This is a genomic window from Candidatus Bathyarchaeota archaeon, from assembly GCA_026014745.1.
GTDB lineage: Archaea > Thermoproteota > Bathyarchaeia > Bathyarchaeales > Bathycorpusculaceae > Bathycorpusculum.
This window is the reverse complement of sequence record JAOZHS010000001.1, coordinates 1,218,758-1,231,777: the sequence shown is the minus strand read 5'-3', so window position 1 is coordinate 1,231,777 and position 13,020 is coordinate 1,218,758. Positions and strand designations below refer to the sequence as shown.

Genomic DNA, 13,020 nt, shown 5'->3' with positions numbered 1-13,020 from the left:
ATTGAGGGATTATTTTTTCTCCATAAAAGAAAGCCCAAAAGCTTCTTCAAAGGTCATAACAGGCGAGATTTTTCCAGAATGAAGCTGAAGCATTGGCGGACCAAGGAACTCAGAGACCTTTTTAAAATCATCACTTTCAAGAACAAGATAAAAAGTGTGCTCATTAGGAGTTACGTAGGCACTTTCTATTTTCACGCCCAAGGTTTCGGCTGATTTCCGCATGTTAGCAATCCATTTTTTGCCCTCTTCTTTATACTCCGCTCGGGCAAGGCAATTTTCAGGGGTATGTGTTAAACAAACCATTAATTTCAAATGTTGTCACCTCTTACAGCTACCCATAGTTAACTTCTCAAGGCACTCGTTTTATGGATTTGTGACTGGTCACTCACTGTCACAAAACGTCTAAACCCAAACTTTAGCTTCGTCTCCGAGCAAAATTTGGGGTCAAAAAGTAAAATAAAGTGAGCAAACGCAAGGGTGCCGCCTACAAACAAGTTCTAAGTAAAATTTTATAACAGCCCTAATACACGAAGAAGGAAGGGAAACCTATTGAAGCGAAAACAGACAACAATCATACCAGCCTCAATAATACTAATCGTACTTTGCCTATGTACGACTATCCCAATTCAACCCACAGACGCAAAAGTTGCCCCTATCCCAGTAATAGTTGTCACCGATAATGCCGCTAAAGCCTTAGTAGATGCTGGAAATGGAGACTTGACATTTTATGAAACAATCGAGCACATCATACAAGATGGTGATTTAGTAAACAAATCGATAGTACCTGCTTATTTTCCAACGAGCATAGCATCCAACTTTTCCGCGATTTCACCCCATTTCAATCCAGAAAGCGTACTCAAAGATAATCTCACCACAGTTAGTAAATGCGGTACCCGTTTCTATACTGGCAACGGATGTGACTATTCCCCATGGAATTACGGTAATAAAACCTTGTACGCACCCACTGAAACTATAGAAATTAACAGTTTAGGAGTAAACTTACAAGTTACATATAATTCCACTGAAGAACCAATATTTATAGAAAATCAATACAGCCAACTCTTCGGAATAATAACTATAATCGATGCACCTGCACCTACACCTAACGGGCAAGAGTACCTCATAGCGGCAATCATACTTTTGTTAGTGCTAATACCTCTTTTGGCTTATCTTATAATTAGAAGAAACACAAAAACTCATAACGCCCGAAAGAGCGAAGGTAAAGAAAGCTTGAGATGACCTCAAATATTTTTAACGTATGAATCTCAAACAATCTTTTTACTAGAAAAGGGCAATAGCTAATCATTGATTTACCTTCTAAAAAAGTACGTTTCCCTAAGGCTGGGACGGCGACATCATCCCCGCCCTTAGAAGCGCCGCAGAAATGAACATTACTTTAGACCGCTAAAGAATCGGAAAACCCAAGAAAAAGGCTACGCTGGCTGCAATCAACAGAATACCCGTCACCAAGAGAAAGCCCTTTGCTATCTTGCCACTCCACTTGTTTATTACATCATTGATTCTCTGGAGCTGAGTAGCACATTCCTTACGCGCCGCTAGATAGATGACAACGAGAACTAATAGGGGTAGCACATAGATGAAATTGTAGATTAGCAAAAGCGCTGTTATTCCCAAAAAGGATAACTGAACGCCGATTAGTATGGCGATTGCAGCGAAATACGGAAAAGCGGTAGGTATATCCATAAAAGTAGAAAAGAAGCCAAAAAAGAAGGTTTTGGTTGGGCTCATGGTCCTGACTTTCTGTAGGTACCTATCAATTCTTGATCCCCCATTAGAGGTCTTCATTAGGCAGGCAAAAAGAATTAGAACAAAACCTAAAACCAGCAAAATTACGTATTCCGTGGTTCCTAACGTAAAAGCGAATAACTGTTTTAACGACTCACCCAAACCAAAAATGATGAGAAAACCAATCATGAAGTATGCAACGTAGACGCCTATGGCATGGGTTATCGCACGTGCTTTAGGCTTCTCGGTACCTATGAGCAGAAAAGCCTGTGTAGCGATGGTTGCCGGGTTCAAACAGTCGACCAATGCAAGCGAAATTAATGTAGCCAACAGCTCTATCATGTGCAATCAATTCATCGAAGTTTGGTTTAAATGAAAATATAAGGCTTCACCATATTCAATTCCAAGTTAAATTATGGCGACTTGCTACCACTTGTCCTGAGGCTCGCTGGGACGGCGACATCAGCCCTTTGAATGTTGCTACTCGTTTTGTTGTTGGGGTTTGCTTTTGCCCAGTTTGAGTTTCGCCGTTAGTATCTTTTCAGTCGCAAACAGTCGTGAAGCCACATACATGATAACCACGGTGAAGACTGCAACATAGATGATGCCGAAGAGTATGATTGCGTAGTCGCCGGTGACTGCTGCTTTGGAGGCGATGATTGGTTGACTGTAGGGGATGGCGAAGAAGACGGCTTGTAGCGCTGATGGAAGGGTGTTTATGTCGAGGTAGATGAGTGCCATCGAAGGGATGAAGATGAGGGGGTAGATGTAGCCGACGAGTGCTTGGGCGCCGCGGACGTTTTCGCTAAACGCTGACATCACAACGGCTAATGCCAAAGCAGAAAGTAACGTGAAGAAGAGGCTCACGCCTAAGAGGACGTAGCCTAAAGTGGAAGGAACCAGTCCGAGCGCAACCAAATCCAAACCGCCTCCCACATCGCCTGCGAGACCCAGAGACAGCGAGCCTAACATGTAGTTGTAGCCGACGAGCACTGTCACGGATGCCACGCCTGCGACAATGATTGTGCTGGCAACTTTCCCCATAAGAATCGCAAAGCGGTCCACGGGTACGGTTAGGAGGGTTTCGAGGGTTTTTTCCTCTTTTTCCATAGCGACGCTGGTGGCGGCTATCTGCATTGCATATGTCAACATTATCATGATGGTTATGGGTAGAGCTATTGCCTGAGACATCATCAGCCCCGAGAGGGTGCTTGCGGATACGCCCTCTTCGATTTGCCCCTTAATGACACTTGATTCTACAACACCCACAACGTCTGGAGCTACAGCACGGTTGAATCCCTCCACATAAGCGATTACGCTGGAACCGCCGATTCCGCTAAAGAGTCCCCCGCCGCCGTTGAATATACTATAAACATCCACTGTTCCCTCAATGAGGGGATTACCAGCGGCGTGCCGCGTCAAGTTCCGCGAGAACCCGTCGGGAATTACCACAAAAGTAGTGCTGTTGTATTGGCTGAGCAGACCGCTGTCCACTACTTGTTGGGGCGGAGTATCTTTGACGACTTCGACGTTTAGGCTGATGTTGAGATAATCGATAAACGTGTGGCTCCAGTTGCCCCCATCATTATCAACCACTAATATGTTGGCGCGCATCGCTTCCTGCTGTGCAGACTCAACCGCATAACCCAAAACCATCCCTAACACAGGGAACATGATGAGGGGAAGAACTATCATGCCGATGAGGATTTTGGGGTCTCTCATGAGCTCTTTGAGTTCTTTAATGAGGATGGTTGTGAAGCCCTTAAGCATAACCAACCACCTTCATGAAGACTTCTTCAAGATTCTGGCAACCATACCGCTCTTTGAGAGCCTTGGGCTCGCCCTCCACGACCAAGTTCCCTTTGTTAATCAAAGAGACCCTGTCACAGAGGTATTCTACTTCGAGCATGTTGTGGCTGGATAGCAGCACGGTTACGCCATGTTCTTTCACATATTTTTTCACAATTTCACGGATATGATAAGCATGCATAATGTCTAAGCCGCTGGCGGGTTCATCAAGCACCGCCAACTTTGGCTGGGTCATCAACGCCCGCGCCACCAGCAAACGCCGCTTCATGCCTTTGCTGTAGGTTTTGGCTTTGTCTTTTAATCGGTCGCCTAACCCACAAATTTGGGCAGCTTCATCAATTATGCTCTTAATGTTGGTGCCTGCGGGGGTTTGGAGTTTAGCCATAAACTGCAAATACTCTAAGCCCGTGAGGTTAGGGTAGACACCTGATTCTTCGGGAAGATAACTGATTATTTGACGCGTTTTCTCAGGCTGCTTGGCCGCATCAACGCCAAAAATGCGAATGGATCCTGTGGTAGGTTTGATCAAGGTGCAGATGATGCGAAGAGTAGTGGTTTTTCCAGCGCCGTTGGGTCCAATTAGTCCATAAATTTCTCCGGGCTGGATGCTAAAACTAACGCCATTTAGGGCGTGGATTTGCCCAAACTGTTTAGTTAACATAGATGCTTCTACTGCTAAGCCCACTGTGACCCCTCAGCCTGCTTTCAAGAGGATAAGCGTTGATTTAAGCTTTTTACTGGCTTTTAACCGCTGTCTGCGCCTTTTCGACAACAGGTTTATTCACAAAAAGGCGTTGGCTTTTGATTTTTGCCACAAACCTTTGCTTCTGCCGATAGAGAGCATAGGAAGCCACAGCTGTAAAAGCAGCGAACATACCGACTTGCAGGAGCATCCACATTTCAAACATATCTCAGCGGTATTGCAATGATTATTTATTTGATTTTCGATTTTCAGAGCCGAAAAATCAGGCAAAACAAAAAGAAGAAAAAAGAAAACTAAACGCTTAATCGTCGTTTTCAACGATGATTTTAAGTCCACAGAGCAACTCTTTGAATTCTGCATCAGTCAGTGAAGCGCGGCGACCGTTGGCGTAGATTTCTTTGACTTTCTCAACTACTAAAGCAACGGTTTGGTCATCGAGTTCTTTTTGGGTTAATTCGCATATGCGGTGCTTTATGATGCCTTTGCCGGACTGTTTGCCGATGGTTAAGCGGCGGCTGTTGCCGACTAATTCAGGTGGATAGGGCTCATACGTCCAGGGGTCGTTGAGGACACCGTGTGTGTGGATGCCGCTTTCGTGGGCGAATCCGTAGTCGCCGACGATGGCTTTGTTGGGCGGAACCACAAATCCTGAAGCTTCCCCGATGAATTCGGCGGCTTCCTTTAGCTTCTGGGTTTTACCTTGGAACTTCATGATGCCATGGTGCAAATAGAGGTTAAGCAGAACCTTCTCGGTTTCCGCGTTCCCTGCCCGTTCCCCAATACCAAGGAAGGTGGTACTGGCGTACACTTTATCCCAAAGACCCACAGCGGCTTTGATGGCTGCCATAGTGTTTTCTACTGCGTTGCCAAAGTCGTCATGGGCGTGGATTTCGATGGCCGGGATTTTGGTTTCTTTTTTGATAGCCACAAGCTTCACGGGGATGCCGTTTGGAAGAGGAGCCTCGGGGTCGCTTAACCCGATGCCGACGGTGTCACAAACGCGGTAACATTCTGCGCCTGCTTCAGCAACTGAGTTTATGAATTCTCGTTCGAGCTCCCAGTTGGCGCGTGTGCTGTCCTCGCCGTGGACGAATGTGCGCAGACCACAAGTTTTGGCTGCGTACTCAGTTACGTCTACGAGGTTGTTGAGGATTTGTTGAGTGGTTTTTTCGGGCCATTTAGCCTTGAAATGGATATCGGATACTGGATGTGAAATACCGACTTCTTCGAAGCCGAGTGCGACGGCGCTGTCTATGTCTTCTTTGACGGCGCGGCACCAGCCTGCGACTCTCATGTCGAGTTTTTTGTTGAGGATGAGTTTGGCGGCTTGTTTGTCTGGTTCTTGGTAGTGGAACAGCTCGATGCGTTCGACGCCTATGTCGCAGAGTAATTCGGCGATTTGGGCGGCGTCTTCGGGTCCCACTGCTAAGCCGGGCATTTGGATGCCGTCTCGCAGGGTGCTGTCGTCTATTATTGTGTTTATTTTTAGGGGCTTTAGTTTAAAGTAGAAGTCTTGTATGTCCATTGTTTATTCTTCTCTTGTTGCTTTTATGCTTCTCCCAACGGAATTTTGTAACGTTTACTATCGCTTATCTGCAATTGATAAATGTTTCTGCACACTATTTGTAAGATTGTCCAAAAAATACGCGACTTAACTTTGATTTGACTTGTCACAAAGTAAAGAAAATCTTTACACAGAATTTAGTCAAGGTTGGAAAAAAGAGCCTTCAAAGTACCAGAAACAGCCAAAACACGCAAAGCCGCAGGCTTACCCGCCACAACCACAACCGCAGCCAACCCCGCCCGAACCACAGGCAAAGACACCAAATTACACCGCACCACAGCCACCTTACGCTCCACATCCAAACTAATCAACACCAACCCCGACAAAGAAGCCCCAACCTCACCGTAAAGCCGCGTAACCGAACCCCAAACCGCATCCACCAACTCACGCTCACCAGGCACACCCTCACAATCCACTTGCACCGCCAAATACCGACGCTTAACCCGCTTCATGCATCCCTACCCTCCCGAACCACACTAATCCCCGGCGCAACAAACCTTGAACTCAGCTTCTCACGGTTGCGCAAAACAATCGCCTGCGCAGCCACCGAAACCGCATCCAACGCTGCCTCCTCGCTGAACCCAAAAAGATAAGCCAGACTCGCCATATCCCGAGGCGCACGCATCAACAACTCCTCCCCAACACCGCTAGAAACCACTACAGGTACCTTAAATTCAACGGCCAACCCGACCTCACGGCGCAAACTCGACAGCAAACGCACCCGAGGCGGACCATCCAACACCAAAAGCGACTTAACATCAACCTCCAACGCAGCTAAACAGTTAGAGGCTAATTCGGCTTCGGCGCGGTCAAAAAACCGCTTATGATAATCAAGACTTGGAAAACTCAGCAGGTCTACGCGGCGGTCTTTTGCGGCTTGGCGCGCGACTTCCTTGTTGTCGCAGGCGATGCAGAGGATTTCGAAGCGTCGGCGAGCTTTGCGCAGAAAACGGGTGAGATCTTCTTGGTTGCGGGGCTTAAAATCCACCCTCGAAACAAAATCCAAACCCGCTTGTTTGCATTGGGTTTTGAGGTTGCGGATTTGTTCGTCGCCTGCGGTTGCTGCAAGGGGGATTCCTATGGCGCGGTAGCCGAGTTGGGCGGCTTTAATTATTGCGCGGCTGGTGGCGGCTGTGTCGGTTGGGTTAACTCGCAGGTGGAGGTCGGAAAAGACGCGTTTCATGGTAGTAACCCAGCATGCCTCGAAAAATCCTCAATCGCGTCTTGTGATAAATCTTTAAAGTGAATTTTGAAATGAATCGGATCAACCGAAGAAAACTTTGGTGCCCCCAAAAAGGCTGACTGCTTATCAAACCTCAAAAACATGTTTCCTTTGTCGAGGTGCAATTCGAGGTTGCTGTTGAGTTCTTCGCGGTCCAAGCTGCTTAGGCTGCCCCCGATTTTTTGTATAGCTTCGGGGAGGTGTTTTTTGTCGGTGAGTTTTGCGGTGAAAAGCGTGATAGAGTTTCCGTGGTGACCGGAAAGGTTGGTTTTTTCAAAAACAAGGTTTTCAATAAGGGGAGGTGTGAGGAGGTTTTTGACGGCGTCTTGGACTTTATCAGGGTTATCGGTTGCGTGTGCGAATACACGTATGTCTATGTATGCGATGGGGGGTTTAGTAGAAGACATTGGCTTTCGATGTGATGTATGCGGCTGGGTTTTTAGCTTTTTTGTTGAGGCAGATGCTCTTTGATGGAGGCGACGTTTGTCTCGTGAGAGGTTTTGCGGCGCAGGTCAAGGGGTAAGCCCATTTGTTGGGCTTGCTGCTTGCTAATGCCTGCTTCTTTGATTTCGTTAGGGCTAAAACCTCTGCCCCGTTTGAGTTTGCCGTTCTGTTTAACTATTATGGGTTTAATGTGGTGCATTCCAGTCTACTTCCGTTGGAGTTTTTCTCCGTTGTGTTTTCTTGCGCCTCGACGGTGGCTGGGACGCGCTTTCTCTGAGCCCTTCCCTTTGCCATGATGCAGACCACGAACGTTTTTACCCGCACTGGTTAAACTGCGGAAGACGCGGCTTGCATGTTGAGGCTGGGTAATCCAGTTAATGTCTTTGTCAGATACGATTGTCGGTGCATGAGTGTCGACAAGGATAACTTCGAACCACTTGTGTCTGCCGTCTTCTCCGACCCAGTAACTGTTAAGGACTTCTAGGTTGGGAAATTTCTTGGCGGTTCGTTCCTCAGCGATTAAACGCAGAGACTTCGCGGGTTTGAATTTTGCGACACCCATACGTTTTGGGCGGCGACCGGCTTTTGGACGGATTTTTCGTAAGCCACCCCTGCGAACTTTGGTTCGTGCAACAACAAAGCCCTGTTTAGCTTTGTAGCCAAGTTTACGGGCTTTATCTAGACGGGTGGGGTTTTCAACACGTACGGTTGAGGGTTGTTTACGCCATTGTACGAGGCGTTGGCGCATGAGCTCATCAACAAAGCTCTTTTCAGGTTGCGCCCATTCTTCGGCGATGTATTTATAGGCCATGTTTTTTCACTTAAGTCGTTTTTGTTTGCGGTTCAGTCCCAGAGGGACCACATCCCAACGGACAAGGTTGTCCGCCTGCAATTTCACATCAAAATACTATGGAATAGTATAAACCTTTCCAGCAACAACAACATTTAGATGGGGCAGTAACCCCAACCAAAACAAACAAGCCTTTTAAAAAACCCAGTATCCTTCATTTAAGCGGCTTCCAAGAAGAATGCCATCAATAGTTTGGCGATGTTTGTTTCAAACAAGGCTAACAAATAAAAGCATGTACCCAAATTTCCAATTTGAGGCGACTGTATGAATCCAGAAAAAATCCTAAAATTAAACTTAACAGCAGTTGAGCAGTCGCTTCAAGGCGTAGAACGAAACTGGAAGAAAATCGACGACAAGCTGGCATCCGAAAAAATCGGACGACGCGACACACCCTTCGACGCCATTGTCCACGCCAGAATGATGACCGCTTACACCCACCTAGACAAGTTACTAAAGCAGGGGGTGGAGCCCTTCTCGGCGGAAAGCCTATCTGAAATGCTTGAACTCAACAATCTCGTACATTACGGCGAAGATTGGGAACTACGGCTACAGTACCATAAGGCGATTATGAGCACTTCAGAAAAATTCTACACCCAAATTGAACCCATTGCGAAATGGTACAAAAAACACATGAAAGGCGAACCGCACCCGCTCAAAGTTGCCGCCGAAGTCTACGTAGCCATACTAGGCCACCCACAACTCTTCATCGAGGGCAACCATCGCACGGGCAGCATGATTTGTAGCTGGATAAGCATGTACTATGGGCGTCCACCATTTGTGCTCAGCGTCGATAATGCTATTGCATATTTTAGACCCTCGGCGGAAATCAAAAAGTTCGCGGACAAATCCACGTGGCGCGGTCGACAAAGACTGCCCAAATATCGCAGGTCATTTAAGGAGTTTTGGGAAACCAACATAGACAGCAAATACGTCTTAAAACCCGTAAAGGTTCCATCACAAAACAAAACGATGGGTTAGTGCTTGGTTAGACACAGATTTTGCCCTTACTTCTCAAGTAACCAGCGACCATAAACGCCGCCCCCAAAACGATGAGGAGCAAGCCACCCGTCAAATAAAGGGAGTCCCTAAGAGCGTCGTTAACGTAGGAATTTGCTACGCCTACGCCTATTAGTACTGTGAAAATTCCTGACCAGAAGAGCACACGCCACACAATACGTGTCGACATCGTATTTTGGCACGTTATAGTCATATAGCGTTCAAGTTCATTTAGTTGCGTTTACTTAAAAGGTTTTCAGGAGTCCCCTCTAACGCTTAGACGCTAAGCTGTAAGTAGGCTCTTTTGGCGGCAACTCAACTTCAAGTAACAACTGGGGTCGGTCATTGTTGCCGTTGTCCGCACCCAACAAGGAAACGATGCGCTCTTTAGATGGTTCCACCAGTCCATCAACAGGTGGTTGATTACAATCACTTTTTATTCTCTTTATCCTTGTGATATTGTTCGTTTGTGGCTACTTTGAAGATAGTTAATGTTGGATACCGCTCGGTCAATTGCTTTCTAATAATCACTGACAAATCAAAATTGCTCATTGATGTGGGTTGGCCCAGTGGAATGGCCGAGCTTAAATGCAGCATGGCACAGCAGGGATTATCAGTTAAAGAGGTAACGCATGTCTTAGTAACGCATTACCATATGGATCATGGTGCTATAGCTCAGGAAATGAAAGATAAAGGAGCTAAACTCATAGTATTGGAGAATCAAAAGGCGTATCTTAACAGTCAAAAAAAATTCATCAAACCGCCATTAATATATCATGAAATCAAAGCTACGGATAACTTGGATATGACTTTTAAGGACAGCCGAGCTTTTCTCAAAACAATAGGGTTGGATGGAGAAATTATTCCCACTTCAGGGCACGGACCAGATCATGTTACACTGGTTCTTGATGTTGGAATTGCCTTTACGGGTGATTTGCCACCTGAAAATGCTTCACCGCCGGATTCCGACGCATTCAAAGACTGGCAAAAACTCCATTCAATGAAAGTTAAAAGACTATATCCAGCACATGGAAACTATGATTTGCCATTCTAAGGTGCAGGGATTATCGATAGACGGGCTTTAGGAAACAGCTCATCTGTATAGTTCAGGTCGAAATTCGCACCGGAAACTTATCATTAACGCTACGGCGCACTCAAGCATGTGGAAAGAATTTTTTAATTAAATTCATAAAAACTTGCAATGAAGTTGTAACACCAATTAGGTGTAACATAGCAATATTAAATTGGAAATCCGTAATTTTGATAGTTAGGCTTAGACTTTTAGCAAAGATAAGAACAGTGAAGAAACAGCAAGGAGGAAAATTAATCCCCTTAGCTTCATGGAATAACACACCAACCAAACAAACAATTTTTGATTTTGTAGCAAAAGTGACCAAAAAAAACAGCCCCGACTATGTACCAGAGAATGAACGGATTGCGACCTTTGACAACGATGGCACATTATGGTGTGAACATCCAATTCCAGTACAATTCGCAGCTACATTAGATGCACTAACACAACTCGCAAAAAACGACCCCACGCTAACAAAAAAGCCCCTGTTCAAGGCCGCCGTCGAAAAAGACCTCAATTGGTTTGTTCCTTATTTGAATAACCAACGACTCCCAGAATTGCTTGCTATGCTGTTAGACGTTGCAGCGGGAGAATCTCAAGATGATTTTGAAGCTCGAATTTCAGCTTGGTTGAAAACAGCAAATCATCCACGCTTCAAAAAACCCTACACACAATTAATTTTTCAACCAATGACGGAGTTAATAGACTACCTCAACGCTAACGACTTTCATGTTTTCATTGTTTCTGGTGGCGGCATGGATTTTGTTCGTCTCTTTAGCGAAAAAATCTATGGCATTCCACGTGAAAATGTAGTTGGAGCAAACCTAAAGCTTGCTTGGGAATACAAAAATGGCAGACCATTACTGATTCGACAGGCGGGCCTTATGGAGCCTTACTGTGACGGCGCAGGCAAACCGATTAACATTCAATTGCATATTGGCCGACCCCCTATACTGGCTTGCGGAAATACCAACGGTGATATTGAAATGATGGAGTTCGCAGCCAACAGCACCAACCCCTACCTTAATTTAATAATTCATCACGATGACGCTGAGCGCGAATATTCCTCTAATCACAGTGCGGAATTATTATTAGAGAAAGCAAAAGAACACCAGTGGACAGTGGTTAGTGTAAAAGAAGATTTCAAAACCGTTTTTCCATAGAACCACTTTTGCCTAACGATAGGAGACGAAAATCCATAAAGCAGGTCGAGAGTAATGAATGAAAAAATTGAAAAAAGAACGGATGATTTCTTTAGTATCGAAAAGGGGATAAAACCTTACACAAATCTCAATTTTCAGAATAATCCTGTTAATTTCCAATTTGCGTTAATATCGGACAACGCTGGTTCTGGCAGGTCTGGTGTTCTCCCTGCAGCTATTGAAGTGGCAAACTTGCTTCAACCTGAATTCGTTGCCAACCTAGGCGATTTAGTCGAGGGTTACATGGACGCCACAGGACATATGGCAAGTGAAGAAACCTATCGCTCGTGGTGGAAAGAGATAGATAGCTACCTATCAAAACTAGACATGCCTTTCTTTTTTTTACCCGGCAATCATGACCTAAACAATCCTGCTTCGGTCAAAGTATGGCGCGAGCGTCACGGAGGAAAACGAGAGTACTACCACTTCGTTTACCAAAACGTTCTATTTTTAATGATTAGCACTGAAGACCCTCCAAAAGATACAGATAACCTCAGAGCGACTGACCCAGAACACGCGATACTTATTGACAACGCATACAAGGCAGTCAAACAGGCGATAGCAAAAGGTGAAAGTGAAAAAAAGGTTCTTGAGCTCCTTTCCCCCATCGAGGAATTTGTTGGAGGAATTAACATCAGCGATGCGCAGGTGGATTATTTTAAGAAGGTTTTAGAAGCAAACCCTAACGTTCGTTGGACGTTTTGTTTAATGCATTCTCCAGCTTGGCGTACTGCTTCTGGGTTTGAGCAAAATATAGGTAATTTCGCTAAGATTGAGAATCTTTTAGCAAATCGACCATACACTGTTTTTGCAGCGCATACGCATCTTTACAACTATACTGAAAGGTTTGGTCGTGACTACATTACGACCGCATGCAGCGGGGCTATGAATATTCCGAGGTTAGGTGCAATTGACCATATTGTGTGGGTGACTATGACAGAAAATGGCCCTAAAATCGCCAATATCTTGCTAAACGGTATCCTTGATAAGAAGGGACCGATGAAAGGCGATTTGATGGAGAATAGGGGTCTGTATAAACCACGATTTAATAAGTAAATTAAGGATTCCTGTAAAAATAGGATTTAAGTCACTTAACTGCTCCTCAGTTAAGCGTTAAAACGCGATTAGGCAAGTAGGCTCAAAAATCAAACTGTAATCTGCTCAAAAGCTTTGCTTAGAATAAAACATCGAACAGTTTGACTTATGGTTAGAAAACAGATAGGTGGGCTCTTAGGAAGCATTTCATCTGTATAGTTCAGGTCGATGTTCGCACCCGTAACTTATCATTAATGCTACGGCGCACTCAAGATCCACATCATCCAGATGTCTGCGGGGCCAGACTCGTCATCGCCCACCCAACAAAAAAACAGCCACGTGTGCCTTTAAACATTCAGGTACCAACGCAGTTTGGT

General features: G+C 45.4%; 18 protein-coding genes. 6 read left to right on the top strand and 12 right to left on the bottom strand.

Annotated features, from left to right (window positions below):
* Positions 1-9 precede the first annotated feature (9 nt).
* Positions 10-303 carry a GYD domain-containing protein gene (locus NWE92_06520; protein ID MCW4029283.1) on the bottom strand — a complete coding sequence of 98 codons (294 nt, stop codon included), beginning with the start codon at positions 301-303 and terminating at the stop codon, positions 10-12.
* Between the two features lie 246 nt (positions 304-549).
* On the opposite strand from NWE92_06520, the gene NWE92_06515 reads away from it, so the two are divergent.
* Positions 550-1,239 (top strand): hypothetical protein, encoded by a 690-nt coding sequence (locus NWE92_06515; protein MCW4029282.1) that lies wholly within the window; start codon positions 550-552, stop codon positions 1,237-1,239.
* Positions 1,240-1,404: 165 nt separating this feature from the next.
* On the opposite strand, the gene NWE92_06510 is transcribed toward NWE92_06515, so the two are convergent.
* From NWE92_06510 to NWE92_06490, 5 genes are all read right to left on the bottom strand, one after another.
* Positions 1,405-2,088, bottom strand: coding sequence for a GAP family protein (locus NWE92_06510; protein ID MCW4029281.1), 684 nt, complete (start codon positions 2,086-2,088; stop codon positions 1,405-1,407).
* Between the two features lie 138 nt (positions 2,089-2,226).
* Positions 2,227-3,516 (bottom strand): ABC transporter permease, encoded by a 1,290-nt coding sequence (locus NWE92_06505; GenBank protein MCW4029280.1) that lies wholly within the window; start codon positions 3,514-3,516, stop codon positions 2,227-2,229.
* Positions 3,509-4,216 carry an ABC transporter ATP-binding protein gene (locus NWE92_06500; protein MCW4029279.1) on the bottom strand — a complete coding sequence of 236 codons (708 nt, stop codon included), beginning with the start codon at positions 4,214-4,216 and terminating at the stop codon, positions 3,509-3,511. The genes NWE92_06505 and NWE92_06500 overlap by 8 nt, the downstream gene beginning before the upstream one ends.
* Before the next feature lie 73 nt (positions 4,217-4,289).
* Positions 4,290-4,463, bottom strand: coding sequence for a hypothetical protein (locus NWE92_06495; protein MCW4029278.1), 174 nt, complete (start codon positions 4,461-4,463; stop codon positions 4,290-4,292).
* 96 nt (positions 4,464-4,559) lie between these two features.
* Positions 4,560-5,783, bottom strand: coding sequence for an isopropylmalate synthase (locus NWE92_06490; protein ID MCW4029277.1), 1,224 nt, complete (start codon positions 5,781-5,783; stop codon positions 4,560-4,562).
* A 186-nt stretch (positions 5,784-5,969) separates the two neighbouring features.
* On the opposite strand from NWE92_06490, the gene NWE92_06485 reads away from it, so the two are divergent.
* On the top strand, positions 5,970-6,170 hold the full coding sequence (locus tag NWE92_06485) for a hypothetical protein (protein ID MCW4029276.1): 201 nt from the start codon (positions 5,970-5,972) through the stop codon (positions 6,168-6,170).
* A 100-nt stretch (positions 6,171-6,270) separates the two neighbouring features.
* On the opposite strand, the gene NWE92_06480 is transcribed toward NWE92_06485, so the two are convergent.
* From NWE92_06480 to NWE92_06465, 4 genes are read right to left on the bottom strand one after another with little or no spacing between them, the layout of a single operon-like run.
* Positions 6,271-7,005 carry a hypothetical protein gene (locus NWE92_06480; GenBank protein ID MCW4029275.1) on the bottom strand — a complete coding sequence of 245 codons (735 nt, stop codon included), beginning with the start codon at positions 7,003-7,005 and terminating at the stop codon, positions 6,271-6,273.
* Positions 7,002-7,451 carry a hypothetical protein gene (locus tag NWE92_06475; GenBank protein ID MCW4029274.1) on the bottom strand — a complete coding sequence of 150 codons (450 nt, stop codon included), beginning with the start codon at positions 7,449-7,451 and terminating at the stop codon, positions 7,002-7,004. The genes NWE92_06480 and NWE92_06475 overlap by 4 nt, the downstream gene beginning before the upstream one ends.
* Positions 7,452-7,483: 32 nt before the next feature.
* The gene (locus tag NWE92_06470; protein ID MCW4029273.1) at positions 7,484-7,687 is read right to left on the bottom strand and encodes a ribosomal protein L13e; all 204 of its coding nucleotides are present in this window, start codon (positions 7,685-7,687) and stop codon (positions 7,484-7,486) included.
* Between the two features lie 6 nt (positions 7,688-7,693).
* Positions 7,694-8,299 carry a 50S ribosomal protein L15e gene (locus NWE92_06465; GenBank protein MCW4029272.1) on the bottom strand — a complete coding sequence of 202 codons (606 nt, stop codon included), beginning with the start codon at positions 8,297-8,299 and terminating at the stop codon, positions 7,694-7,696.
* Positions 8,300-8,602: 303 nt separating this feature from the next.
* Between NWE92_06465 and NWE92_06460 the strand changes: the two genes are divergently transcribed.
* The gene (locus NWE92_06460; protein ID MCW4029271.1) at positions 8,603-9,316 is read left to right on the top strand and encodes a hypothetical protein; all 714 of its coding nucleotides are present in this window, start codon (positions 8,603-8,605) and stop codon (positions 9,314-9,316) included.
* Positions 9,317-9,323: 7 nt separating this feature from the next.
* Here the strand turns inward: NWE92_06460 and NWE92_06455 are convergent, their stop codons facing one another.
* Together NWE92_06455 and NWE92_06450 are read right to left on the bottom strand one after the other, a co-directional pair.
* The gene (locus NWE92_06455; protein MCW4029270.1) at positions 9,324-9,524 is read right to left on the bottom strand and encodes a hypothetical protein; all 201 of its coding nucleotides are present in this window, start codon (positions 9,522-9,524) and stop codon (positions 9,324-9,326) included.
* Positions 9,525-9,603: 79 nt separating this feature from the next.
* Positions 9,604-9,735: a hypothetical protein gene (locus NWE92_06450; GenBank protein MCW4029269.1), complete on the bottom strand. Its 132-nt coding sequence runs from the start codon at positions 9,733-9,735 to the stop codon at positions 9,604-9,606.
* Between the two features lie 77 nt (positions 9,736-9,812).
* Between NWE92_06450 and NWE92_06445 the strand changes: the two genes are divergently transcribed.
* The 3 genes from NWE92_06445 (at position 9,813) to NWE92_06435 (ending at position 12,664) form a co-directional block, all read left to right on the top strand.
* Positions 9,813-10,388 carry an MBL fold metallo-hydrolase gene (locus NWE92_06445; protein ID MCW4029268.1) on the top strand — a complete coding sequence of 192 codons (576 nt, stop codon included), beginning with the start codon at positions 9,813-9,815 and terminating at the stop codon, positions 10,386-10,388.
* 335 nt (positions 10,389-10,723) lie between these two features.
* Positions 10,724-11,569, top strand: a complete 846-nt coding sequence (locus tag NWE92_06440) for a haloacid dehalogenase-like hydrolase (protein ID MCW4029267.1) — start codon at positions 10,724-10,726, stop codon at positions 11,567-11,569.
* A 54-nt stretch (positions 11,570-11,623) separates the two neighbouring features.
* The gene (locus tag NWE92_06435) at positions 11,624-12,664 is read left to right on the top strand and encodes a metallophosphoesterase (protein MCW4029266.1); all 1,041 of its coding nucleotides are present in this window, start codon (positions 11,624-11,626) and stop codon (positions 12,662-12,664) included.
* Positions 12,665-13,020 lie beyond the last annotated feature (356 nt).